Source organism: Fulvivirga sp. (assembly GCF_040218215.1).
In the GTDB taxonomy this organism is placed as follows: domain Bacteria; phylum Bacteroidota; class Bacteroidia; order Cytophagales; family Cyclobacteriaceae; genus Fulvivirga.
This window is the reverse complement of sequence record NZ_JAVJQL010000020.1, coordinates 25,160-49,614: the sequence shown is the minus strand read 5'-3', so window position 1 is coordinate 49,614 and position 24,455 is coordinate 25,160. Positions and strand designations below refer to the sequence as shown.

Annotated in this window: 27 protein-coding genes; 11 read left to right on the top strand and 16 right to left on the bottom strand. The window is 38.9% G+C overall.

The features are described 5' to 3' along the window. Positions 1 to 4: 4 nt before the first annotated feature. The 3 genes from RIB54_RS14785 to RIB54_RS14775 are packed head-to-tail and all read right to left on the bottom strand — an operon-like array spanning position 5 to position 1,187. Positions 5 to 391, bottom strand: coding sequence for a DoxX family protein (locus RIB54_RS14785; RefSeq protein ID WP_350101615.1), 387 nt, complete (start codon positions 389 to 391; stop codon positions 5 to 7). Positions 392 to 397: 6 nt separating this feature from the next. Then, positions 398 to 862 carry an SRPBCC domain-containing protein gene (locus tag RIB54_RS14780; RefSeq protein WP_350101614.1) on the bottom strand — a complete coding sequence of 155 codons (465 nt, stop codon included), beginning with the start codon at positions 860 to 862 and terminating at the stop codon, positions 398 to 400. Between the two features lies 1 nt (position 863). Next, positions 864 to 1,187 carry an ArsR/SmtB family transcription factor gene (locus RIB54_RS14775; RefSeq protein ID WP_350101613.1) on the bottom strand — a complete coding sequence of 108 codons (324 nt, stop codon included), beginning with the start codon at positions 1,185 to 1,187 and terminating at the stop codon, positions 864 to 866. 181 nt (positions 1,188 to 1,368) lie between these two features. Here RIB54_RS14775 and RIB54_RS14770 point away from each other — a divergent pair, with 181 nt between their 5' ends. The 4 genes from RIB54_RS14770 to RIB54_RS14755 all read left to right on the top strand — a co-directional run bounded on the left by RIB54_RS14770 (position 1,369) and on the right by RIB54_RS14755 (position 5,163). Continuing rightward, positions 1,369 to 2,601 (top strand): alpha/beta hydrolase, encoded by a 1,233-nt coding sequence (locus RIB54_RS14770; RefSeq protein WP_350101612.1) that lies wholly within the window; start codon positions 1,369 to 1,371, stop codon positions 2,599 to 2,601. A gap of 46 nt (positions 2,602 to 2,647) precedes the next feature. Further along, positions 2,648 to 2,902: a hypothetical protein gene (locus tag RIB54_RS14765; RefSeq protein WP_350101611.1), complete on the top strand. Its 255-nt coding sequence runs from the start codon at positions 2,648 to 2,650 to the stop codon at positions 2,900 to 2,902. Positions 2,903 to 2,982: 80 nt separating this feature from the next. After that, entirely contained in the window at positions 2,983 to 4,275 is a 1,293-nt protein-coding gene (locus RIB54_RS14760) for an amino acid permease (protein WP_350101610.1), read from the top strand. A 3-nt stretch (positions 4,276 to 4,278) separates the two neighbouring features. Next, positions 4,279 to 5,163, top strand: a complete 885-nt coding sequence (locus RIB54_RS14755; RefSeq protein ID WP_350101609.1) for a dimethylarginine dimethylaminohydrolase family protein — start codon at positions 4,279 to 4,281, stop codon at positions 5,161 to 5,163. A 4-nt stretch (positions 5,164 to 5,167) separates the two neighbouring features. Here the strand turns inward: RIB54_RS14755 and RIB54_RS14750 are convergent, their stop codons facing one another. From RIB54_RS14750 to RIB54_RS14740, 3 genes are all read right to left on the bottom strand, one after another. Then, positions 5,168 to 5,848, bottom strand: coding sequence for a porin family protein (locus RIB54_RS14750; RefSeq protein ID WP_350101608.1), 681 nt, complete (start codon positions 5,846 to 5,848; stop codon positions 5,168 to 5,170). 6 nt (positions 5,849 to 5,854) lie between these two features. Then, positions 5,855 to 7,348, bottom strand: a complete 1,494-nt coding sequence (locus RIB54_RS14745; protein WP_350101607.1) for a caspase family protein — start codon at positions 7,346 to 7,348, stop codon at positions 5,855 to 5,857. Between the two features lie 186 nt (positions 7,349 to 7,534). Then, positions 7,535 to 8,596 (bottom strand): bestrophin family protein, encoded by a 1,062-nt coding sequence (locus tag RIB54_RS14740; protein ID WP_350101606.1) that lies wholly within the window; start codon positions 8,594 to 8,596, stop codon positions 7,535 to 7,537. A gap of 116 nt (positions 8,597 to 8,712) precedes the next feature. On the opposite strand from RIB54_RS14740, the gene RIB54_RS14735 reads away from it, so the two are divergent. Further along, a complete protein-coding gene (locus tag RIB54_RS14735; RefSeq protein ID WP_350101605.1) occupies positions 8,713 to 10,122 on the top strand; it encodes a DUF4403 family protein in 1,410 nt (469 codons plus the stop codon). A gap of 104 nt (positions 10,123 to 10,226) precedes the next feature. Continuing rightward, positions 10,227 to 10,955 (top strand): head GIN domain-containing protein, encoded by a 729-nt coding sequence (locus tag RIB54_RS14730; RefSeq protein ID WP_350101604.1) that lies wholly within the window; start codon positions 10,227 to 10,229, stop codon positions 10,953 to 10,955. Positions 10,956 to 11,002: 47 nt separating this feature from the next. Here RIB54_RS14730 and RIB54_RS14725 read toward each other — a convergent pair whose 3' ends face one another. The 4 genes from RIB54_RS14725 to RIB54_RS14710 are packed head-to-tail and all read right to left on the bottom strand — an operon-like array spanning position 11,003 to position 14,154. Further along, a complete protein-coding gene (locus RIB54_RS14725) occupies positions 11,003 to 12,031 on the bottom strand; it encodes an alpha/beta fold hydrolase (RefSeq protein WP_350101603.1) in 1,029 nt (342 codons plus the stop codon). A 3-nt stretch (positions 12,032 to 12,034) separates the two neighbouring features. Then, the gene (locus RIB54_RS14720) at positions 12,035 to 12,832 is read right to left on the bottom strand and encodes a hypothetical protein (protein ID WP_350101602.1); all 798 of its coding nucleotides are present in this window, start codon (positions 12,830 to 12,832) and stop codon (positions 12,035 to 12,037) included. After that, the gene (locus RIB54_RS14715; protein WP_350101601.1) at positions 12,819 to 13,250 is read right to left on the bottom strand and encodes a hypothetical protein; all 432 of its coding nucleotides are present in this window, start codon (positions 13,248 to 13,250) and stop codon (positions 12,819 to 12,821) included. The genes RIB54_RS14720 and RIB54_RS14715 overlap by 14 nt, the downstream gene beginning before the upstream one ends. A gap of 1 nt (position 13,251) precedes the next feature. Next, positions 13,252 to 14,154, bottom strand: a complete 903-nt coding sequence (locus RIB54_RS14710; RefSeq protein WP_350101600.1) for a hypothetical protein — start codon at positions 14,152 to 14,154, stop codon at positions 13,252 to 13,254. A 134-nt stretch (positions 14,155 to 14,288) separates the two neighbouring features. Here RIB54_RS14710 and RIB54_RS14705 point away from each other — a divergent pair, with 134 nt between their 5' ends. The 3 genes from RIB54_RS14705 (at position 14,289) to RIB54_RS14695 (ending at position 17,069) form a co-directional block, all read left to right on the top strand. Beyond that, entirely contained in the window at positions 14,289 to 15,158 is an 870-nt protein-coding gene (locus RIB54_RS14705; protein ID WP_350101599.1) for a hypothetical protein, read from the top strand. A 61-nt stretch (positions 15,159 to 15,219) separates the two neighbouring features. Continuing rightward, a complete protein-coding gene (locus RIB54_RS14700; protein ID WP_350101598.1) occupies positions 15,220 to 16,185 on the top strand; it encodes a phosphotransferase in 966 nt (321 codons plus the stop codon). Next, positions 16,182 to 17,069, top strand: a complete 888-nt coding sequence (locus tag RIB54_RS14695; protein ID WP_350101597.1) for a 3'(2'),5'-bisphosphate nucleotidase CysQ family protein — start codon at positions 16,182 to 16,184, stop codon at positions 17,067 to 17,069. Before RIB54_RS14700 ends, RIB54_RS14695 begins: the two co-directional genes overlap by 4 nt. Positions 17,070 to 17,204: 135 nt before the next feature. Here RIB54_RS14695 and RIB54_RS14690 read toward each other — a convergent pair whose 3' ends face one another. From RIB54_RS14690 to RIB54_RS14680, 3 genes are read right to left on the bottom strand one after another with little or no spacing between them, the layout of a single operon-like run. Further along, complete coding sequence (locus RIB54_RS14690; protein WP_350101596.1) at positions 17,205 to 18,167, bottom strand: MlaD family protein; 963 nt, start codon at positions 18,165 to 18,167, stop codon at positions 17,205 to 17,207. Between the two features lie 7 nt (positions 18,168 to 18,174). Further along, on the bottom strand, positions 18,175 to 18,969 hold the full coding sequence (locus RIB54_RS14685; RefSeq protein WP_350101595.1) for an ABC transporter ATP-binding protein: 795 nt from the start codon (positions 18,967 to 18,969) through the stop codon (positions 18,175 to 18,177). Then, complete coding sequence (locus RIB54_RS14680; RefSeq protein WP_350101594.1) at positions 18,959 to 19,741, bottom strand: MlaE family ABC transporter permease; 783 nt, start codon at positions 19,739 to 19,741, stop codon at positions 18,959 to 18,961. The genes RIB54_RS14685 and RIB54_RS14680 overlap by 11 nt, the downstream gene beginning before the upstream one ends. A gap of 177 nt (positions 19,742 to 19,918) precedes the next feature. Here RIB54_RS14680 and RIB54_RS14675 point away from each other — a divergent pair, with 177 nt between their 5' ends. Continuing rightward, positions 19,919 to 20,539 carry an HD domain-containing protein gene (locus tag RIB54_RS14675; protein WP_350101593.1) on the top strand — a complete coding sequence of 207 codons (621 nt, stop codon included), beginning with the start codon at positions 19,919 to 19,921 and terminating at the stop codon, positions 20,537 to 20,539. 107 nt (positions 20,540 to 20,646) lie between these two features. Here RIB54_RS14675 and RIB54_RS14670 read toward each other — a convergent pair whose 3' ends face one another. Then, the gene (locus RIB54_RS14670; RefSeq protein ID WP_350101592.1) at positions 20,647 to 21,114 is read right to left on the bottom strand and encodes an OsmC family protein; all 468 of its coding nucleotides are present in this window, start codon (positions 21,112 to 21,114) and stop codon (positions 20,647 to 20,649) included. 191 nt (positions 21,115 to 21,305) lie between these two features. On the opposite strand from RIB54_RS14670, the gene RIB54_RS14665 reads away from it, so the two are divergent. Then, the gene (locus tag RIB54_RS14665) at positions 21,306 to 21,800 is read left to right on the top strand and encodes a hypothetical protein (protein WP_350101590.1); all 495 of its coding nucleotides are present in this window, start codon (positions 21,306 to 21,308) and stop codon (positions 21,798 to 21,800) included. A gap of 49 nt (positions 21,801 to 21,849) precedes the next feature. On the opposite strand, the gene RIB54_RS14660 is transcribed toward RIB54_RS14665, so the two are convergent. After that, the gene (locus RIB54_RS14660; protein ID WP_350101589.1) at positions 21,850 to 22,548 is read right to left on the bottom strand and encodes a LytR/AlgR family response regulator transcription factor; all 699 of its coding nucleotides are present in this window, start codon (positions 22,546 to 22,548) and stop codon (positions 21,850 to 21,852) included. A gap of 4 nt (positions 22,549 to 22,552) precedes the next feature. Next, the gene (locus RIB54_RS14655) at positions 22,553 to 24,238 is read right to left on the bottom strand and encodes a histidine kinase (protein WP_350101588.1); all 1,686 of its coding nucleotides are present in this window, start codon (positions 24,236 to 24,238) and stop codon (positions 22,553 to 22,555) included. Positions 24,239 to 24,455: the final 217 nt, after the last annotated feature.

The window sequence follows — 24,455 nt, the reverse complement described above, 5'->3', positions numbered from 1 at the left end:
AATACTATGAATTGGTTAATGAAAATTTTCTACTCTCAGGTCTAAAATACCAAGATAGTGCTGTAAGTACAATCAGAAATAAGGAAGGAAGTATTTCAGAAATCGGATCGCTGACTGCAATATGTGAGAATGTTGCTCCCGACATGGCGAAGAAAAAGCCAGCGTAAGCCCACTCTTTTAATAACGGGTTTTTTGGAATCAATACCGCAACCACACCCAACAGCTTCCAAACACCAAGTATGGTTAAGAAATAGACAGGGTAACCTAAATATTCAGAAGTTTTTGCGACTTCATCTTCTTGTCTTATCAATTGAACAATACCTGTAGAGACCATTCCTAGTGATAACCAAAGGGTGGCTACCCAATAAATGATTTTGTTTCTTTTTGACATAATGAGTTATTTTAATTTGTTTACAATTTCCTGCAATCTGTTGTGCGCCATGTTAATGCCCTGTGCAAAAGGCAGCTTAAGTATCGCATCCCTTATGGCCACCGACCGATATATCACATGCATGGTAAGCTTGCTGGTAGTGTCATTAATACTTTCAAAATCAAGAAACTCCAGCTGCGCACCAAAATCGGCATTCTCCATTTCAAAGGTTCTGGTTATCTTTTCATTGGCCACAAACTCGTGGATAGTACCACTGAAGGGATGTTTGTTGCCCATCGGGTCTGTGGTTTCAAACTGGTAGCCACCATGTTTCTTGTTTTCTAATTTTAGGACTTTAGTACTCATCCATTGCTCTACAATCGCTGGATCTTCATAGGCTTTGAAAAGGAGTTCTAACGGCAAATCAAACTCCCTTGTAATTACCAATTCCTGTTTGCCGCTTTCGGCATGAACTTTAGTTTTTTGCTCCATTCTATTTATTAGATTTATAGTTCTTCATTACTGATTCCAGTTTATTAAACCTGTCATCCCACATTTTGCGGAATGGCTCAATAAACTCCGCTATTTCCTTCATTCCTTGTGGATTGAGGTGATAGTAAATCTCCCTGCCATTCTGTTCTTGCTTAAGCAACTCACACTCGGTGAGTATCTTAATATGCTTGGAGATAGTTTGCCTTGATGAGTCAAAGTTGCCTGCAATTGCCCCAGGTGTCATGGCCTGTATGGCCAATAATGTCAAGATTACCCTGCGGGTAGGATCGGCTATGGCCTGAAATACATCTCTTCTTAATTCCATATATGCAGCTATTTGACAGCAAATATAAATGCAGTTATTTGACTGCGCAAATGTTTTGGTAGAAAATTCTATTAGCGCAGACAAACTCATTTGTTAAAAAGATGTTAAACGACTTTAAAAGAGGGGAGAATAATACTGGAAATAAGAGTTTTATGAATCATAACTCAAACCAACAACAACCATGAAATTATTTCAACTGGCCCTATTTTTCATACCCATTGCCTTTAGTACCTCTTGTAGTGAGGCTCAAAGTCAGAAAACCAAAGAGGAGTCAAAGCAAACCTCTAATAACGAAATAGTCATTGGGCATAAGCTCAAATTTCAATCTAACGTATTGGGAGAAGAGAAGGAGCTTTATATTTCCTTACCGCCCAAGTATGACGAGCATGTTCAGAGTTACCCAGTGATCTTTACATTTGAGGCAGAGTACCTATTTGAAGCTACTCAAACCACAGCTAAATACATGGCTGCCCGTAGTAAAATGCCAGAGTCAATTGTGGTAAGTATCGCCAATAGTGAATTCAACAAAAGACATGAGGCCAGTTATGAAAGGTGGAATGGTTTACCTGATGAGTACATTCAATTTTTTGAAGAGGAGTTGATTCCTTTCATTGAAACAAAATATCGCACTAATGATTATAGAACTATCATTGGTTTGTCACCATCCACAGGCTTTTTATTTGAGTGCTTTCTAAAGCAACCAGACTTATTTAAAAGCTATATAGCGCTTTCTGCTCATCTTGAGTGGGACAGGGAATTGGGTTCTAAACTCATTGATGAGGTAATGAGTAAAAATAATGACCCTCAATATGCGGGAACTACATTTTATATGGGGCGTGCAGATAGTGATATGATTGATTTTGATGGTGCTGAAGAAGCCTATCAGGAAGCTTTTCACAGATTGGAGAACTATACACACAACAATGTTAAAATCAAGATTGACGTGCTGGAAGGTGAGGAACACTACTTAATGTCGCTGGCAGGAATAAGGTCAGGTTTGGAGGCGATTTACCCTAATACTATCTGGAGAAACCCAGGTAAAAAAGGATGGGACAAAAATGTAAACTATGCTGATGAATATTATAAACAATACTTTGATCAGCTATCTGAGCTGTATGGATTTGACATCTACCCAATAGAAACAGCGCACGGTTATGGGTTTAGTCTATCAGGCTGGATCAATAGTGCGCAGCGCTGGGGTACTGTTGACCAAATAATTCAACTAGCTGAACTAGGCATCCAATATTTCCCTAATTCAGCATACATGCACATGGCTTTAGCTGAAGCATATAAACAAAAAGGTGAAACCAATCTGGCCATTCGCTCAGGTGAAAAATCAGTGCAATTAGCTCAAGAATTTAAAAACGAAAACTTAAATCATTTGAATCAAAGACTAAATTCCTTGCGAGATTAATGCTGAACAGGTTGATTATTTAGATGTACATGATATTATTGCACCTATGTTTGAAACACAAAACTTCAGCAAATCACTTGATGAGAACCAGTTCGATTCATGGTTAGAGAATGGCAGAAATAGCAAGCTCGGTTATCAGTACATTCTCATTATTTGGGATACTATAGAAGAAGATTTTAAACCCATTTATCTGGAAGATAGAGAGAAGATTACGGAATATCATGATATTATAGCTGCTCAAGAGGTGCCTGTTGCGGCTTATGATTTGTACTCAGAATCTAAAATAAGTCTTGATCAATAAACCTTTAACTGTTTTAGTTTCAAATGCAGAATTAAATTGACATCTTTCATTTTAATTCAAACTAACCAATAGTTTCTAATTTGGCTAAAGACAACCTCCTGGGTAAATGGACCAGCACTGCTCTGGTAGTGGGCAATATGATTGGGGCAGGTGTTTTTATGATGCCTGCATTACTTGCAGCCTATGGCGGTATAAGCATTTTGGGTTGGATATTGTCTACAGCAGGTGCTTTAGCCTTGGCATTTTTATTCAAGCGTTTTACTCATTTTTTTCCAGGGGTAAAAGGTGGACCCTATGGCTTTGTGCGGGAAGGAATGGGTGATTTCTCCGGTTTCTTAGTAGCGTGGAGTTATTGGATCTCAGTATGGGTAACAGTTGCCGCTCTTGCTGCTGCATTAATCAGTTATCTGTCTTTTATATTTCCACAAATAAGTTCTAGTCCTATTTACTCTATCGGGTTTTCCATTGGCTTTATCTGGTTGCTTACTTTCTATAATTTTCTTGGATCAGGAAGAGTTGGGGTTTTGGCCGTTATCACCACAGTTCTTAAAATTTTGCCACTTATTCTAGTGGGTGTCTGTGGGTTGTTCTTCCTTGACATGGATAATTTTGAGCCTTTCAACCGGGCAGAGGAATCACCATGGAAAGTGATTATCATTACAACTACATTAACTTTCTTTTCATTTTTAGGAATAGAATCGGCCACGGTACCTGGCAGCGATGTAGAGAACCCTGAAAAGACCGTCTCCTTTGCCACGCTTTGGGGAACAATTATAGCTTCCGTGATTTATATTATAAGCTCAATGTCTGTTTTGGGATTAATTCCTGGTGAGAAGCTAGTTGCTTCACAAGCGCCTTTTAGTGCAGCAGCAGAATTTATGTGGGGTCCTGGAACAGGTATAGCCATTACTATAGGTGCCATTATTTCAGTTTTTGGCGCTTTGAATGGATGGATACTGATTCAAGGGCAAATGGCATTGGCCCTAGCTAAAGATGATCGTTTTCCTAAATCAATTAAAAAACTAAACAAGTACGGCTCTCCTGCAAACGGGCTTATTTTGTCCAGTGTTTTAGCCTCTGTTCTTATGATAATGAGGTACTCAGGTGGACTGCTTGACGTTTTTGAGTTTATGATTCTGGTATCAACTGTACTGGTTTTATTCCCTTACATACTGTGTGCCATCTCGTTCTATTACACAAAGAAGAAAAATAAGTCGCCCATTTCAGGACTGGGTTTTATGTTAATATTCATCACCATCTTATTTTGCATTGTCGCCCTTGCTGGCTCAGGGTGGGATGCTTTCATTTGGGGATCAGTATTTTTGTTAACAGGGGTTCCAGCATATTTTATATTTAAACGCATCAATGCATAATACATGAAGCACACAGCACATTCAGAATATGGAACATTGGAAAAAGTGTTAATTAAAGACTTTGATAATGCATACATCAATCAGGATTTTATAAATCGGCAATGGGAAGAATTGAATTACCTGTCACAACCCAATTTTGAAGAAGGGCAGGCTGAGTACCAAACATTTAAGCACCTGCTAAACTCCTCGGGATCAGAAGTAGCATCTTTCCCAAAGGTTTCAAATGTAGGTATGGACTCGATCTATTGTAGGGATTCATCTATAATTACAGACTTTGGTGTGATCATCTGCGCTATGGGCAAAGCAGGAAGAGTAACTGAAACTAAGGCCGTTAAGGAATATTATCTAAGCAATGGATTTGAGTTGCTAGGTGAGATTAATGATGGTGGCACAATAGAAGGAGGAGATGTGGCGTGGCTTGATGACAAAACCCTTGCCGTTGGTCGCACTTACCGAACAAATGATAAAGGGATAAGCCAGCTCAAAGCTTTACTTGAGCCCAAGGGTGTTGAAGTGATTGTGGCTGATTTACCGCACTACAAAGGAAAAAGTGATGTCTTTCACCTGATGTCAATTGTAAGTCCCGTTGACAAAGATCTGGCAGTTATTTACTCACCATTAATGCCCATCAGGTTTAGGGAATTATTGATAGAACGAGGTTTTCAATTTGTAGAGGTACCTGATGAAGAGTTTGAATCCATGGGTTGCAATGTATTGGCATTAGCCCCGAGAAATTGCCTCATGGTTGATGGAAATCCTTTGACAAAAGCACGTTTACAGGAGGCCGGTGCAAAAGTTACAACCTATAAAGGTGAAGAAATTAGCGTAAAAGGAGGGGGTGGACCAACCTGTCTCACCCGGCCTTTGTTAAGAACACTTGATGTCTAAAAGGTTATTTAGCATAAATTGGAAATCCAACGCTCAGTTGAAAAACACCCAGACCAGCCTCTAAACCGTTGCTGTCAGCGGTATATTCTTCAGTATATATATTTCCCAAACTGAATGAGTAACGTCCATTAAGACTTAGTCCTGAAGCCATTTCGTAGCCTATACCCAATCCAAACCGCGTATCTACACCATTTACAGAGTCATTGAAGTCCTCGATAAACGCTATTTCCTGAGTGTCATTACTTAGTGCATACGAAGTCTTTGCTTTTAAGAGAATGTTAAAAATGATTCCTGCTTCAGCTGTAAAACCAGAACTGGAGTGATACTTGCCTAAAACTGGAAAGGCAAGAAAACTGTACCTATCTTTTAACTCCGAATCAACCGTTCCGCCACCTAGCAAGCCTGTTCCATCAAAATCTTCACCTACCAGTCTACCGCCCTCACCCGAATACATCAATTCTACCTGAAGGCCAAAGTTATCTGCAAAGCTATACATCATAAAACCACCTAAATGGAAGCTTGATAATGGCTTCAGATCATCATTCTCAGGATCTGGTTCGAAAAAGTACCCTGAAACATTCAATCCACCTTTTACACCTAGCTTAATCTGGGCATTGGATAGCGTGGCTACAGCTAAAAAGCCAATTACAAGTACAACTGTTCTCATTGCGGTTAATTTATTCATTGTCAATCAATTAGATTCTTGATAAAAATAGAAATCTTTTACTAAAGATGATGTTTCCCAGGGAATTTGTCTGTTTAAAGATTTATTCATCACGCTAACCCTTACCCTTTTAAAAAGATCTTCTACTTTCAATCCTGGTTTATAAATATGGTTCAATATTTCCTGTGTGTATAAGCCATTGAGCCCCATGCCATCAGAGGCGGTTTTTCCGGGTGCTGTGGCAAAAGCCACTATCGTACCGGCTGGTGCATCAGTACCCGTCAGACCGTTGGTGCTATCCGAAGTTTTGGTAACAAGATTTTTAAAAGGATTGCTTCTGCATGCATCTAATATTATTACGCTGGTTTCTACATCCATGAGATCCATTTTTGTAATAAAATCTCCTGTATCTATGCATTTACTGATTACTTCACTTTCTTTTTCAAGGTTAACATCTACAGGAATGAGGTAATTTCTACCCCCATGCTGAATGCCATGTCCGGCATAAAAAACAATACCTGTTTCATATTCTTCCAATTTCAGTAAAAAATTGCCCAGCGCCTGTTTCATTTCTTCATACCCCAGGTCATTAAACTTCATTACCTCAAAATCGAGCCGCTTTAAGGCATTCTCCATGTCATTAGCGTCATTTACAGGATTAGGTAGTTTCTGAGTATACTTGTAATCACTATTGCCTAAAACCAATGCTAGCCCGCGTTTTGAGACCTGATCTTTTTCTTTATAATTAATCAGACGGGTGTAGGAAGATTCTCCATTAATATCATTGAGAAAGACTTCTATCTTATTGACTCCTGAAGACAATTGCACATTGCCGATGTAGGTGTAGGCGCACTTTTTATCGGTTACTTCAATATCGCTTACTTCATCAAAAATTTCCCCATTGTGTTTTATTATGAGGTTCAGTCGCTCAGCCTCAGAGGTAAGACATAGCTGCAAAGCAAAAATGCCAATATCAGTTTTCAGATTGTTTCTCACCGGGCTGATCCAACCCAACCCTGGTTTGGCACCATCAGGCTTTTCAATAGTTTCCATCGCACCCAGGTATATGTTCTCATCGGTCAAGGTTTTTATATCGCCTTCCATATCATCAATCACCTTGATCTTTGGACGATGGTATACCTTGGTATCTTCAAACAAGATTTTGCCCTGGTTTTCTTCTAAAGGCACAAAAGAGAGGTTCGAGCCAAAACCATCATCATAACCAGCTTTGACAAAATATTTTTGTCCCTTGACAATACCAAAACTTATTGTTTTAGAAGTAAAAACAGAAGCCTTAAGCTGCAAGTCAAGGGCTCCTTCATTATAAACACGGACTACGCTTCTTGAACCATTAGTGAGGTATAACAACTTCTCCTGATTGGCCAGCACCTGAAATGTTATTGCGCCCCCCTGAAACTGCTTAGGCCGAAATATAAAAATTTCGGCATATTCTGCTGTTTCAGGGGTGGCTGAGGTCATCAGCATCAGAACTGTTAGAAAAATCAGGCTCGCTCTTATCATTTTAACCTTTATAAGGCATCTAATTTGCTCAATTCATTAATCAAAACAAAGAGAAATGATAGTGTAGATAGTATTATTAGCAAATATTGATGGTTTCTTAATCAATTGACTAATAACTAATTACAAATTAAAATACGATTATGAATGCCTTCTTCAATTACCAAAGGTTCCTGTCCAAATAATTGATTACATCTGTACATCAAATTTAACTGGCACAGGTTCAGGAAGGTCTTCTTTTTTGGTACCGATCATCTCTAATAAATCAATTTCAATACCTCTGGATATGGTGGAAATCGGCACATCGTTGGCAGAGCCTTCAAAAGGGTTTTCCCCTACGGTACCTATCCGCTGCATGGTGTTAAATACCCATGAAACAATGGTTGAGAAAGGTATAGCTAACCATACCAAATGTGGCCCTAAAAGAGGAAAACTTTCCGTCAGGCTTATTGCTAATTTTGAAAATTCCGGGATAATGCCAAATGGTAGCAACCAAATAAACGTGTTGGTGAAATCATAACCCAGTGTGGCAAACTGGCGTGGATAGGGGAAATTTTTAATCCGTTCTGATTTACCCTGGTGGGTAATCAAATTGGAAATTGACCCTTCAAGTTCAAGAAAGGAAAACTCCCAAATCAGTCCTTTTTCCTTTAATTGCCTCAGGTGGTTAGACTGGAGCCTTAATACTGCTGCTGCCTTGTTTGTCGTATTTAATACTTGCTGATATTCGTCCTCTGATAGGTAATTTTTTAAGTCCTGCTCCAGGGTAGACTCCAACTCTGGGATGTGCAACGCATTTACCCATTCTGAATTTCTCTTATTGGTTCTATAGGTTTCCCATGGTTTAATCTGTCTCATAGCATGCCTTAGCGCTGTTAGCCACGCAATGTGCCTCATTACAATGGTTTTCTTCAGTTCAGCCAATTCTTCTTCGGATACAGGGCTTTTAGTGTACTCATTGGTGATCATGTCCAGCGCCATGATAGTAAACATCCTGGAATCGTTGACAATGCCGCCCCAGATCTGTCGGGCCTCCCATAGACGGCCATATACGGCATTACTCTGAAAGCCAATAAGAAAAGCCACGGCTGTACCTATAAGTGCCAGGGCCGTCCATGGCACCTGAAGCCATTGCAGGCCTACAACTTCAAAGAGTACTGTGACAATTAGTGACCACACGATAAAAAACCTTAGCTCCCTACGTGTCCAACGGAGCATGGTAAGGCCACTATATTTCTTTTTGATATACATATCCCGGCAATTTGGGGTTTAATTTAAAAAACATCTGTGTAACCACAATTGTTTGTGTTAATTGAAGTGTAAATTGGCCATTGTTTTTTATACTTATACAGCATAAATCCACAGTGTTGAATAAAACCTTAGTTGCTTTCATTCTCATGTCATTTTTCGCTTGCAATAAAAGCGGTGAAAAAGAGCTGAATGAAAATTCCAATAAAATAGGCAAGTATCAACCTACCACGCATAATCTGCTTGATCAATCAATGATACAGGTTCCGCTGGACTACCCAGTACTCGATTTACAAAGGATGATCAATAGAATCATGCCTGACACACTGGTTAACGACAGCATAGACTTAAATGATAAAGGTGATTATTTAGTTTTAAAAGTTATGCCCATAGGTAAATTACTATTGAGCGGCTATCAAAATAATCTGGATGCCTCTATACCGGTGAAGGCTTTGGTTTATATCAAAAAAAAGATGGTGGCTTTCAATATAAAAAACAAAAAGCCTGTTGAATTAAAACTTAGAATAGACCTTCATACGGTGCTTTCTTTGGATGAAAAATTTGATTTAAAAACCGAATGCTCTATACGAAAGGTTTATTGGATTGAAGAGCCCAAAATGAAAGTGGCGGGCATTAAGATCAATCTAAAAAAGACAGTTGATAAGCAACTTGAAAAAAACAGTGCAAAAATAGAAACAGCCATTTGCGAAGCCATAAATAAAGCCGTGCCGATTCAGAAAGAGGTAACGGCCATTTGGAAGCTCCTTAACCAATCCCATAGGGTAGCCAAACGACCAATTGACATTTGGATGACTACTGTGCCCAAAGACTTCTCAGCAAAGTTTGAAACTGATGTCTTAGACACTTTAAGGGTAATGTTATATGCTAGAACTGGAGTGCTCATAACGCCATTAAAGGGCATTGAGAATGATAGTACCAAAGAGCTTCCGGCTAATCAAAATTTCGATAAAAATGAGCAAATAGACCTTAAGGTTTCAGTTAATATGCCTTATGAGTATATGAATCTGATCATGAATAGCCGGCTTGATGGACAGGTTATTGAGTATGGTGGGTTAAAGGCAGAGCTGACTGATTTTCAAAGTAAAAGCGATAATGGCAAATTGAAACTTCATTTTAAAACCACAGGTGACATAGAAATTGACTTAGAGAGTAAAGCGAGTCCCACATTCAGTATTAATAAGGAATTGGTCTTTGATGATTTGGAATATGAGGTGATAAGTGATAATCCGTTGGTAAATTCACTGGACTGGATTTCTAACAGCTCGGTAGATGAATATTTACTTCAGCATTCAAAAATTCCACTGGCTCATATACTTGATTCATTGGACTTTAAAATAGTTAAGGCATTAGACCGATCAAAACTCAGCTCTAAATTAAAACTCGACCTCACATTTTCTAATATTCTACCAGATACCATTATCTATTACAACGACCGTTTCGAGTGGATTTTTTCTGTTGACGGGAACGCTCATGCTTACTTGAGTGATAGTTTGGTAGAAAAAAAATAGCGCATCCAGGCAGCTATTTTAAATGGCATTCGTCTTTTCATGGAAGTTGTTCAAAAACAACTCAATTCAATAACTTTTTAAATAACAACACTGAGATTCTCGTCATGAAAACTAAAATCACATCATCGCTATTAATGTTCCTTTTGTCCTTATCGCTAACATCTTGCTATTTTGATGACATAGATGGGCGAGGCCCGGTAGTAAAGCAAGAACTTGTCTTACCAACATTTGAGAGTATAGATTTCCAGATAGCTGGAGAAGTAACAATAATTCAGGGAGCAGAACAAAAAGTATTAGTCACCAGCCAAAGAAATATTATTGAGAAGCTTAGCACCAGAGTGGTGAATGACAACTGGGAGATAAGCTTAGAGCATGGTCGTTATGACTATGACGTAATGTCTATAACCATCATTGTACCAAATGTTGAAGATATACGTCTCAGCGGTTCTGGTACTATTACACTTGATGATTTTGAGGTTCAGAATAATATGGAGTTTATACTGGCAGGATCAGGAAAAATTATCATTGGTGAAATAAGCGGACCGGCATTTGTTAATGCAGAAGTGATAGGAAGCGGATCTATTATCGCCAATAAACCATTTAACGGATTACATCAACTGGATGTGGAAATTCTTGGCTCGGGCATGTTTACGGGCTTTCAAATGGAAACTGATGTATGTCATGTTGACATTACTGGTAGCGGTAGCGCGCAGGTTCACCCTAACAGTTCTTTAGTTGTAAATATTGATGGCAGTGGCTCAGTCTTCTATAAAGGAAACCCCAGTATTTCAACTTCAATCACAGGCTCTGGAAGGGTAATTGATTCAAATTGAGTTTTAGGGTTATACCAATGGGTGTTCCAATATTAGGATAGAAGTACTTATTGTAAGAATATTCTAATGGCTTCAAGCATAGGTTCCGGCTCTGTAAACATGGGCAAATGACCCGATTGCTCAAGAATTAATAGCTTTTTTCTTTCATTTGGTAATTTGAGTTCATCATAAAGATGCTGGGCATCATAATAGGGCACATTGGTGTCCAACCGACCAGCAATTAAAAGCATCAGGGAGGTAATCTCCAGGTTATTAATTAGCATTAGACTATCGAACTCAGGATGAAAATAACCTGCATTTTTAGCTTCGTTTTTAGCAGAACGAAATGGGCTTCCCGGAGCAAATAAACCATAGTGAAGCAAGTTTTTTATTGATAACAGATTGATAGGAAACTTGCTCGCCTTGTCTATTTTCTTGAATCGCTTATTTACTTTCTTTATGGTTTCTATACTATCTTGTTTACAACTTTTAAGGTTGGGAGGGCAGCTGAATTCTGAAGTTAAGTAATCATAACTATCAATATAACCTTCATCAATCCATTGCTCTAAAAATTCAATCGTGAGCTGTTGCTGATACTGACTTCTTAATTTCCTATCAAACGCACCGGCTATCATTATTGTGCCTTCTACCTGACTTTCAAATTGCCGGTTTTTGAGATATTGCAACGCAATGCTTCCTCCATAGCTGTACCCAACTAAGTAAATGCTTGCCATGTTATCTTTGGCTTTAATTGACGAAATGATCTTGTAAAGATCTATGCTGTGTTGATCTAGAGTTAATGAACTAATCGGAGGTTCTCCTTTAGCATTTCCAGAACCTCGCTGATCATAATAAACGACTTTATAATCCTTCTCCAACTTCTTAAAAAAAGGAAATACATAATGATACATTATCCCATCTCCAGCTGGTCCACCAGCAATAACAATTAAATATTGATGAGACGTTTTATCACCTTTTATCATAACTGGCAAGAGCGCTTTGTTAGATTCAATGTAATTAACTCTTCTAGCACAGTTCAACATTGAAGCACCTAATAACCCAATAAAAGCATAAAGTTTAAGTTTATGGTAGTTCATGGTTCAATAGTAATCCTCAATGGTTAGTGCTTTCAACCTGAATGTACCGGGTTTTCTTTGATTCAACCATTTTTTGAGTTGATATGATGCAGGTTTTCTGGGTGGAATAATTACTGGTGTAGGCATTTTTTTATTACAAATACTAATCAAGTAGCCGGCAACGTACTTCCACTTTCCATTAGGTGTTTTTGATAACTGACTTTTTGCTTCATCATACATTCCGAGGGTTCTCAATAATTCTGCTTTGTAAAGAAGATAGGAAGTTGAATTTAAGCTTAACTCAAGTAAAGATTGTTTAAAAACATCAAAATATGGCTCTTTAAGCCATTGATCAGCTTCTTTTCCATTATAAAAATCATGACTATAGGAGTGCTCAGCTATATAGTCATAACAGCAGGTTAACCAAAATTGCTCCAGGGCAAGCATCCGCTGTTTGTTAGATAGAGCCCCATTCTTATATAAATCAATGAAATCATCCTTAAACAGATAGTCTGGTCTTAACGGGTTATTTAATAACTTCCATGCGTCTTCAGCATTTCCCATCCTTTTACAATAGGTATTCAAACCCTCTTCTGACCAAATAATACCGTTACAAGCTTTGCATTTGCAAATAGGAGGAAATGGCACCTTCTGATATTCATCAATTTCTGTAAAATAAGTACCTACCTCAGTAGACCAGAGTATAAGATCATCTTGTCCTGGATTATTGCCGCTGCCGTCAGTAGTAAAAACATATTCTTTGCTGCAGTGTGGGCAATTCAGAGATCTGAATAGGAAAGAGGCTACATCATAACTGGTCATTGGCCTCATAATTTAGAAGTGCATGAAATGAGCCTGCATTAAGCTGATAATCCAGCGGATTTATAAAGGAGTCTATTTTTCCTATCAGTTGCTCTATTTTCTGAAATGCCTTACCCAGGTACCTATAATATTCCAGCCAAGAAGTATCTGAAGCATTTAGCCCATTGGCTTTGCACCACAAAAGATAATCCTCTGCTTCATTATATTCTTCTAAGGCATTCAAAACCAAATAGATACATACCAATTGTTTATTTGTATTGAAACAACCATATTCATTATCGATGTACAGATCCCAGTATTGAGATCCGATAAAAAAACGAGCCTTTAATAACGAGTCATCCTTTTTGTGTTCAACAGGCTCTACGTGTAGTTGATGCTTATTTTTTAGCTGAAGTAATAGTTGAACATTCTGATCCATGTTAATCGATTGACACATCTTTTACCCAACCAATAAATCTTCTATTATCCCCATCAGACCATTCGTATATAGATTTTGGAACACCTGAAACTTTATCGGTAATGACTAAATACCAGCTTTCTTCACCCTCTTGTTTCTTATCAAGAATATTGATTTTAATATCTCCAGGCAGATGAACCATGCTTATAGGATCTCCTGCTCTTAAACTTTCATGAATGACCTTATTCTGCGCTCCGAAGTAGGGATGGGTACCCCTAAAATCATTCAAAGTAGCCATAAGGTAGGCATCCTTAATGCTTCCTGACTTTAAGGCTGAAAAATCAGGAAGCCCCTTTAACCAGCCAGAGCCAATATAGGATATAGACTCCTTGAAGGTACCTTGATTATCCATTGAAAATTCATGAGTTATTATTCGGGAAATATAAGAGTCACAACATGGCCTCCAATGTGTGCTGATTAGCCAACTTGACTCCGTTTTCTCAATATCTAAAATTCCACCACGCAATGTTTTTAAAAATTCAAACTGACCCTTTTCCTGCATATATACTTTCGTGTCCCTTAGGTTCTGCCAACCTGACTGACCATCATAAAGCATGTCAAGATCACCATCAAAATCCAGATCAAGATAATGAAGCCCACTTATTTCAAATGGAAAATATCTTATATCGCCATCCTCGGCTGTTAAAGGATCATAAGTCTCGAGTTCAAACTGTACTGAATCACCATCCGGTAAAAGTGACAGTAATTCTAACTTTTCATTATCAGGTAAAGCAGGCTCTCTCCACTTTCCACTCCACTCTACCAAAGGAATGTTTGGAAGCATCTTCGACATTTGTGCCCAAGAGGTGTGAGTAATAAATATTGCCAGCAAGGTGCTAATCGCTAACACTTTAAACTTTTGCATTAACTAGTTTTGTTTAGAGCACACTTCAGAATAATATTCCGCATTTGTCATGTAGCATAAATGATATTAATTTCATCTTAAAAATACATGTTAATGCCCAATTCACTAATTTACCTTTTATTTAATAATTGACTATGAAGCACTTAGCAAAATTCATAGGGCTTGTTTTATGTATAATGGGCTTTTCTGCATTTGGTCAGCAACCGTTAACTTATCAGGTGTTGATAGCTGACAAAGCTTCAAGTCATGGCAAAGTAATAAGTCAATTCGATCAGTTGCTGCCGGGAGACACCATTGAAATTGAGAGTACAGGTTATCTTGCTTTAATAAGTAACTACTTTCATCCGCTGGAAATTGAAGGGGATACAATATTTGCATTGCCAAATTATGGAACAGAAGATCTAGGCAATGCTTTCGAAAGACCTGATCTAAGCGTTCTTTACTCAGAGCATCCATTTAATAATAAACTTGCCAATGGCGGGGTAGATCATGCTCAATATTTTATGGATTTATTGTATCCATTGACTGCTTCGCATGTGATTTCGCCCAATTCTGGTAGAGCTGTTCCGGTAATCTGGCAAGACTATAGAGACAATGATCAGCAGAATGAAGAGGCACAGATCAGCATCAGCGATATGTTTTATGAGGTAATCACTGAATTTAGCCTCAAACCAGACATGTCCTGTCTGGATTTAAGTCATTATCCTGAAGCAATTGAAATACTTAAGAAGGATGGTTTTGTGATAATAGATTTTAAACAAGATTATTTGAATGGACGTCAATTTGCCGTTAAACTATCAACTAACTCTAACTGGAAGCATCCTTTTGGACTAAAATCCTGTAAAATAAAAAGTCCTGTTTATGCACTTGCAATGGCCTTGTTTTTAGAGTATAACCATGCCGGCTATTTAGAAGCAGCAAAGAAATATTACACATTAGCCACTCAACTATCAGCGAACCCTGTTTACCAGCAATTATTAGAAGCTAATTTTAAAAGGCATTAATTGGCGCATGAATATCAATGCCTTTGCGCTTCACATAAAAAACTATCAGCTTTGAACAGGTATGCTGGATATAAATACTGAAACATTAGCGATTACAGGTGCTGCATCAATTGTAAGCACTGAAGTCGTTCAAACACTTTGGAGTGGTTATGGTGAGATTAAACGCTATGTATTGGCCGATGGTAAGTATGCAAGTGTAATCGTAAAACACATCCAATTACCAGATCAAAATAAGCACCCCAGAGGGTGGAACACTCCGTTATCACACCAACGAAAGCTCAATTCCTATCAGGTGGAACGCAAATGGTATCAGCAATATGCGAGTCAGACGGATGCCTTCTGTAAAGTACCCAAAAGCTACCATGCAGTAGAAAAAGACGCTGAACTCTTGTTAATTATGGAAGATCTGGATGCCAGCGGCTTTTCCATTCGAATGTCCCCGGAAGAGATGACCTTGGATCATGCTAAAAACTGTCTCAGATGGTTGGCGCACTTCCATGCCAAATTTATGGGTGTGGAGCCTAATGGGCTTTGGCCAATTGGTACCTATTGGCATCTGGATACCAGGCCTGATGAATTGGAGAAAATGGGAAATAAACCACTTAAAGCAGCAGCAAAAGGCATAGACACACGACTTAACGATGCAACGTATCAAACACTCGTTCATGGTGATGCGAAGCTCGCCAATTTTTGTTTTGCTGCGAATGGTGATGTGGCAGCAGTAGACTTTCAGTATGTTGGTAGAGGGTGCGGAATGAAAGATGTTGCATATTTTATTAGCAGTTGTTTTGATGAGGAAGATTGCGAAAAGTATGAAAATGAATTACTCAGTTCTTATTTCAACCAACTTCAAAAAGCATTAGATAATAATGCTGTATATCAACAAGTTAAAGAGGAGTGGATCGAGTTATACCGTTATGCCTGGGCAGACTTTTACCGATTCCTTGATGGCTGGTGTCCCGGGCATTGGAAGATGCACGATTACAGCAAAAATATCACACAACGCGTAATTGACGAATTGAAATGATATTCAGCAAACAGGATTTAGAGGCTTTATGCGAAACAGCCAAAGTAGCAGCGGTGGTAGCAGGAAAATACATCCAATCGCAGTTTGATAAGCACTATAACAAAGGAATTAAGGATGGTGCAAACTCCTTAGCAGCTCAGGTAGTCACCGAAGTTGATATAAAGGCTCAAACTATCATTTTAGAGCATTTAAAAGATAGTATTAGGGAATATGATTTGGGAGTATTGACAGAAGAATCTTCTGACGATCGATCTCGCCTGGAGAAGGACTATTTCTGGTGTATTGATCCATTGGATGGGACATTGCCATTTACTGAAGGCAGGGCAGGTTATGCTGTTTCCATTGCATTAATTACCAAATCCGGTGACCCCATTATTGGAGTTGTGTATATTCCTGATCTGGCTCTTTGCTATACTGCCGTCAAACGGTCAGGGGTTTGGGTAAATGGTGAGCCAGTTGTAAGAAAGAAACCCATTAATGATAAAACTTTACACATTTATGTTGATAGCAGTTTTATTATTACTCCCCATTTTGATGCGCTCACTAACAAATTCAGTGCTTGGGCAAAGGAACATCATTGCACCAGGGTTGAATATTATGATGGTTTTGGTGCTGTATTCAATTCAATAAGCGTGATGAATTCTAAATCAGCATGTTACTTCAAGTTTCCAAAAAAGCAAAATGGAGGTGGCAGCATTTGGGACTTTGCTGCTACCCGTCTGTTTTTTGAAGAATTGGATTTATACGTTTCCAATATTGCAGGAAACAGGCTTGACCTAAATAACACAAACTCTACCTTTATGAATGAAGAAGGGGTGATTTATGCTACTGATCAAATATTGGCAAGGTTTATTCTTGATTTGAGCGGCTATCATAGTTCATAATAATTGAATACATTTTAGTTAATCGCATGCCTCTCAAATGGCCTTGACAAATAACATAATCTGTTTTAAAAGAATTATAAACTACTTTAAACTGATCATTCAGAATCTTATAAGAAAAGCCAATGGGGGTAATTTTTATTCATTCTTTGCCTTCTCCAATTTCTTAAAATAGCTTTTGAGCAACCAATGGTGCTGCAAAGCCTCCATACTCTGATCAAACTTAATGGTTCCTGCTTTCACTTTTTCCATCGACTGTTGTAGGTCGGCATTAAAGGTGCTGTCCCGTAAAATTGTGTTGATCGCATTTTGATCTTTCTCTTCCAGTAGCTGGTTGAGCTGTTGAGAGGTGGCATATAATGCTATTGTTGATTTTTCTACATTTTCTACGGCACGGGCAATATGTCCGGTGTAGGTGGTATCCATCAATAACGTATTTACCAGCCCTTCACCTTTTTTCCACCCGTCTACCATTGTTTGCAGTTCGCTAGTAAGTGATACGGCATTGGCGGTTGTAATTTGGATATTCTTAAGTGCGAGGCTCAAATCCTTGGCAACCATGCTATCCTTCATCAATACCCCAACAGCACCTTTTCCACGGTTTACCCCTCGTGTAATAGCCAATAACTCCTCAATTAGCAGCGCCAGGTTTTCATTTGAACTGTTAAGGGTATTGATTATATCATCTGTTTTTATTTGTTCATAACTGCGTATCAGATTGCCATCTTCTACTGGGGGCAAATGACTATCACCAGGATCAATATTCACAAGCATATTGCCCATCAACCCATCTGACCCTATAGTAGCTATAGCATCCTTTTTGATAAACTCCTGCACCTGTTCCTTAATAATCATCACTACCTGAATAGTAGAATCATCAACAATACTGATGTCTTCAACGGTGCCCACATTAATGCCTGAAAACCGCACATTGTTGCCGGGTTGCAGCCCGTTAACTTGCCTGAAATTTGCATGCAGACGGAAGTTTTTGGTAAAAAGGTTCTGTCGGTTGCCTATACTGTATACGCCTACAATTAGGATCAACAGCCCAATGATTACAAAAAAACCTACTTTTATGTTAGTTGTTGTGTCCTTATCCATTGCCTTATTATTTAAAAAATGCCTGAACTTCAGGATCTGGTGAATTTATTAGTTCGTCATAACGCCCTTCAACATAATTGACCCCATCTACAAGCAGTACAATTCTATTGGCCGCAATTCTTGAGCATTGTACATCGTGGGTAATCATGATCGATGACGTCTTGTATTTATTTTGAATCTCCAATATCAAGTGGCTTATCTCTTTGGAAGTTATCGGATCAAGGCCACTTGTAGGCTCGTCATAAAATATAATCCTGGGATTGATGATCAATGTCCTGGCGAGTGCCACACGCTTTTTCATACCCCCGGACAATTCTTCCGGCATCAGGTTTTCTGTTCCCGCCAGGCCCACACTGTCCAGCACTTCTACAACTTTGTCATTTATCGATTCGCCATTGAGCCTGTCAATATGACGTCTCAGTGAGAATTCGAGGTTTTCCCTTACCGTCATGGAATCGTACAGCGCACTCCCTTGAAAAAGAAAGCCTATGTCCGTCCTCAGTTTATCCAACTCTTCCTGTGTCAGGCCTCCTATATTTTTACCCAGTACCTGTGCCATACCCGAATCATAGGGTAGGAGCCCTACCAGGCATTTTATAAGTACGGATTTTCCAGATCCTGATTTTCCCAAAACTGCCACAGTTTCGCCCGGAGATACCTTAAGGTTAAAACCCCTCAGCACATGGTTATCACCGAAGCTCTTTCTAAGGTTTTCTATGTTAATGACGGGAACGCTTTCTTCATTTACAGTAGATGCTGCTTCAATTGGTTTTGGCGATATGTTTTTGGTATTAGAGTTCATAGAAGATATCTGCGATTAAAACAGCAACAAAATCAACCACAAAAACCAGCATTGAGGCCAACACAACGGCTGTGTTTGCTGCTTTGCCCACACCTTCGGTTCCTTTTTTGGAATAATAGCCTTTATAGCAACCTACTATGCCGATCACAAATCCGAAGAAAAAGCATTTTACAAATGCTGGAATGACATCGCTAAAATGCAGATAGGCAAATACTTGTCTGAAATAAAGCTCATAGCTTACATCACCTTTGACATTTTCTACAAGCCAAGACCCGAAAAGGGCAACCGTATCCGCCATGATAACCAAAATGGGAAGCATCAGTGTTGTAGCCAATACCCGGGTTGCCACCAGGAATTTAAATGGATTCGTTCCTGATACCTCCATAGCATCAATTTGTTCGGTAACCTTCATAGAGCCCAGTTCTGCACCAATACTGGAACCTATGCGGCCGGCACAGATCAGGGCAGTGACCATAGGGCCTATTTCCCGCACAATGGCAATGCCTACCATAGAAGGCATCCATGATTCAGCGCCAAATTCTATGAGTGTGGGACGGGTTTGTAACGTTAGCACCAGACCCATGATGAAGCCCGTGGTGGCCACCAGCGTAAACGATTTATTGCCAATAAGGAAACATTGCCTTAAAAACTCTTTGACCTCATAAGGGGGCTTAAAACCGACCCTAAAGAATTTCCAGGCAAACCGGGCTATTGCACCTGTTTCTTTTAGAAATTCCTTAAAGGAAGAAGGTATTAAATCGAGTGTCATCATGCGTATTTATAGTACTAAATTTAAAGGTTCTTTACAGGTATTGGTTCAGCATGTGTCAACTCTAAAGTTGATATTTGTCATGATTGACTGATATGCGCAGTTAATGGCGCACAGCGCTATCTTTATAATTATCCTAAGGGCGCCATTAGGTTTTGTAAATACACTAAACGACAATAATTGATCAATTTAAAAACGATATGGAACAAGTTGGCATCACGGTACACTGACAACATTGATCTTGTCGACAAACTATGGAACGAGATAGAAAAGCAGTATTCAAAAGGCAAGCGGCATTATCACAACCTGGAGCATTTGGAATATATGATGGAAAAAGCCATAAAACATAAGGACAGCCTGAACGACCTGGATACTGTAATGTTTGCCATCTTCTACCACGACATTGTTTATGATACCACACGCCATGACAACGAAAAGAAAAGTGCAGACCTGGCTCATGACCGATTGGTAAAACTGGGTTTCCCTGCAGATAAAGCGGTTAAATGCCAAGGCCAAATTATGGCTACCAAAGAACATAAAGAAAGTGAGGATAATGACACCAGCTACCTGCTGGACTTCGATCTCGCTATTCTGGGTGACACGCCAGAGTGCTATAGAAACTATGCAGAAATGATTAGGGCTGAGTACTCAATCTACCCTAACTTCCTGTATAAAAAAGGGAGGCAAAAGGTACTTCAGCATATCCTTTCCCAAAAGAGAATATTTAAAACACAAGCTTTTTATGATCATTACGAACATCAGGCACGTGCCAATGTAAGATCAGAATTGGAAGGGTTGTGATTGATTATATTCGAAGTTTCAATTACCCTTTCGCACAAATGGTTATATCATTAATGAAAATCTAGCATGCTGTCTATTTCTAGTTAGGCCCATTAATTTTGGAAACTTTATTCCTTGGCTATCAACATAGGCTTCACCTGCACGTCTATCTCCATAGTAACTTTAGACTTAATGGAATTTGTAATCAGACAGGCTCTTTCAGACTTTTCTAAAACCCGAATGGCCTTTTCAGTATGATCTTCATGGTGAATAATAACGGTAGGCTTGAGTAAAATTTCACTCATCATGTATTTGCCATCTACCATTTCCAGTTTGCCTTTTGCGGAGCAACTAAAACTTTCAAACTCGAGTTTGAAATTTTCAGCAATTGCTAAAAAAGTGGTCATCAGACAACTACTCACTGCAGAGACAAATAAATGCTCTGGCGACCAGATGCCTTCTATTCCTTGCGGAAATTCAGGGGGTGTTGCCACCTCAATACAAACACCATTGTTTTCTTCTAGCTCGGGCGAGCACATTATACCTTTTCGGCTGTTCTCCCAATTTACTTCTACATTATAATAGTGCGGTTCCATGATCCTATTATTTGATTTTTTACTAATTAGACAAAGGAGGTTATATTAGAGTTGATTTACGCTGATGAAATACAGCTTCATGCCTGTTTTAAATCATAAAATTTTAAATCATAATGTAATTAGTTTGAATCCTTATAGGCACAAGCTAATAATCATTATTTGCAGTAAGCAACATAACCATAACTCAAATTATGTCGAGCTTTAGGATAAGACCAAGATTTAAGCACCAGGTAGCAGGCCAGAGGGAAGCTCTGGAAAATTTAATTAAAGAAAAATTAAAAACTCAAACACAGTTCAGATCAACCCATTTACCCGGGCATATTTACATTAGAATTCATCCTACACAACAACATTTTTGGTCGCCACAGTTACACCTCACTTTTGAACAGGAAGAGGGTCACGTGATTATCAGGGGTTTATATGGACCTAACCCAACAGTCTGGGCAGTTTTCTTTTTTGGCTATGTTATTCTCAGTTTGTTGGCTTGCTTTGTGGCCGTTTGGGGGTTTAGCCTTTGTAGCCTTAACAAACCAGTTGACGTACTGTGGGGACTACCCGTTTTGGCATTTATTGCAGCAGTCATGTACATAGCCGGCCAATTTGGACAAAAAATGGGCGCCCAACAGATGTTTGACATGCATCATTTTTATGAAAACATAATACATGATAAAGTGATAATAGATTAATTAACAGGATGCATTTTTATGCCTTTGTTCCTTTTGATAGAGCTAATACCTAAACCCACTTAGCCTTTATCTCTTTATATTTAGTTCTTCCAATTGGGATGATCTCTCCATTATTTAGCTCGGCCATATATTTACTGCCAGATTTCACAATAATCTCCTTAACCTCAGACATATTAACCAGGTAGGACTTATGAATACGTTCAAAAATAGGGGATAGTAGTTGTTCTAATTTTTCGAGCGATTTGTCGTGAAGTTCTTTACTCCCATCTGTCAAAAAGAGCTCAGTATAGGCGCCAGCCCCCTTTATATAAATCAAATCCTCTATTGGTATTAGCTGAATCTTTTGCCTTTTCTTTACTGCTAAAAACTTAGTCTCATTAGGTTCTGTTTTTTCATTTGTGATGGTCCGCTTTAAGGCTTGTTCCAATCGATCTTGGTTAAACGGTTTAGGCACAAAATCTAAAACCCCATATTCGAAAGCAGTAATGGCCTGATCTCGATAAGCAGAAATAACTATAGTGTGAAAAGATTCAGAAACAGCCGATTTCAGCATATCAAAACCATTTTCACCGTTGAGGTTCAGATCGAGAAGTACAAGATCCAATGAACCTTTTCCTATAGACTCCATAGCTCCTTGCAGCGTGTTAATATGCCTTAGCGATTGTATGGTATTGCCAAGAATGTCACGCGTCATGCGTTCTATTCTTTTGGCAATCCTTGATTCGTCTTCAACAATTAAAATGTTCATGCTCTTAAGAATAAATCATAATCTCATTTTTCCACCCATCGTCTGTTGCCTTAGAAGTAAAATTCCATTTAGAACCATAACTTTCTGTCAACCTGGCCTTAATGTACTTGATCCCAGTTCCTTCTTCGTTATTATGCGTTGCTTTGTTTACACCAGCAGCAAACGTTAAAAATGTATATGACTTGAAATCATCATTTGACTCAAAAACGAGTTTAAATCGAATGGTGTTATCTTCCAGTGGCAAACTGTGTGTAATTCCGTTCTCCAGGAGGGTGTGAAGAATAGCTGGCGGTATATTTTCATTAGGGTCAATCCCTTCTTGCTCCCAAATATAGCTTACCTCTTTCCGGTACTCCATAATCTCCAGGTGCGTGCGACATAGCTCTATTTCTTGAGCGATAGGAATTAACGTCCGGTCTTCTATCTGGTTAAATAGATCAAACTCTTTGGCAAGTGCCTCAATAAACAAAACTCCCTTTTTAGGCGATTCTTCTACCCAATCCATTAACGATGTCAGGGTATTCATCAGGAAATGAGGTTGAATATTCTTTTTGAGTAATTCTAATCGCAACCGAGTGGATTGAACCAGTGAGTTTTCATAAGCCAGTCTTTCTGATTTTCTCTGAAGTGTGAGCAAATACAGCATACTTAAAAGAATCAGGCCTAGACCAGCATACAGGCTAATGACAAAACTGGTTACAAAGTATATTACCAATGTTAGAAGTAATGTCAAGAGTGTGAGACGAGCCCCTCTTGCATTGTTATAAGCCCCGAATGAAACGATGCCAAAGGAGAAAATCCACATGCCCAGACCCATACTAACTGCAGTGAAATCGAAGGCCTGATGCTTTACAAGAAAAACCATTATTAGAATTCCAGCATATACAATCAAAAGGGGTTTTCTTTTGGGGTATGGAAACTGCTTGGAAAAGTAGAACGGAATCAAAAATGAAATACCCAATAAAAATGAACTGAGAACCTGCAACCTTATCACATGAAGGCTGTAATGCATGGGTATATATTCTTTGCTAAACACCGTCAACGTCAGGGCAAAAACAAGAAAACAGCATATACTAAAAATGAGTGTTGAATAAGCTTGTCTGTTGCTTAGGAACAGAAAAAGAAAATAGAGTGAAACGATTAAAAAGGCACCTGCATAAATGTGCATATAAGCATTTTCAACAAGGTCATCCGAGAACAAATCATCATAATAATCTATGTCTAGTTCATGTATTTTTGTATGATCCGGGAAGTAGAGCAGACTTGTTCTCAAAGCTAAAACATGCTTGCCTGCATCACTCAGGTGTGTAGGAATACCAAAAGTAGTCCATAGTTTACCTTCAGGTGGAAGTTCGGCCTCCTGTCCTGGATTTCCATTCTTTCCAATCAATACGCCATCCCAAAAAACCTCATATTCTCCATAAACTTCCAACCGAAGTCCGTATGGGCGCAGAGGCTCTGGTGTTTTCAAAATATCAATTTGGGTTCGTGACCAAAATACCTGACCAGCCTGCATTTGAGTAATACGCCCTTTCCAGTTTTGATCATTCCAGTTTTTTGAAGCCCATGCTTCTTGATCACCAATTTTGTATACGGTCTCGTGTTCTTTAAAGACAGGGCTTTGAGAACAAGATGTCACAAGCAGCAGGGAGCTTACCAGAATTAAAAGGTTAAAAGCTTTCAAGTTCATTTCAGGTGCTAAAATGTAAGCTTACAAAAAGATTCGGAAATAAGCGATCTAATAAGTGTGGCTGAGTATGGTGCTGAATATATTACCCCCCGCCAGCGGGGGAAACGTGTATCGTCCTGAAATAAGTTTACAGTTAAACATTTAATCCTGATATAAGTTGACGCCTTTTTCCTTCACAAGTACAGGTGTGCTCAGGTATGCCTATTTGTCCCCCGCT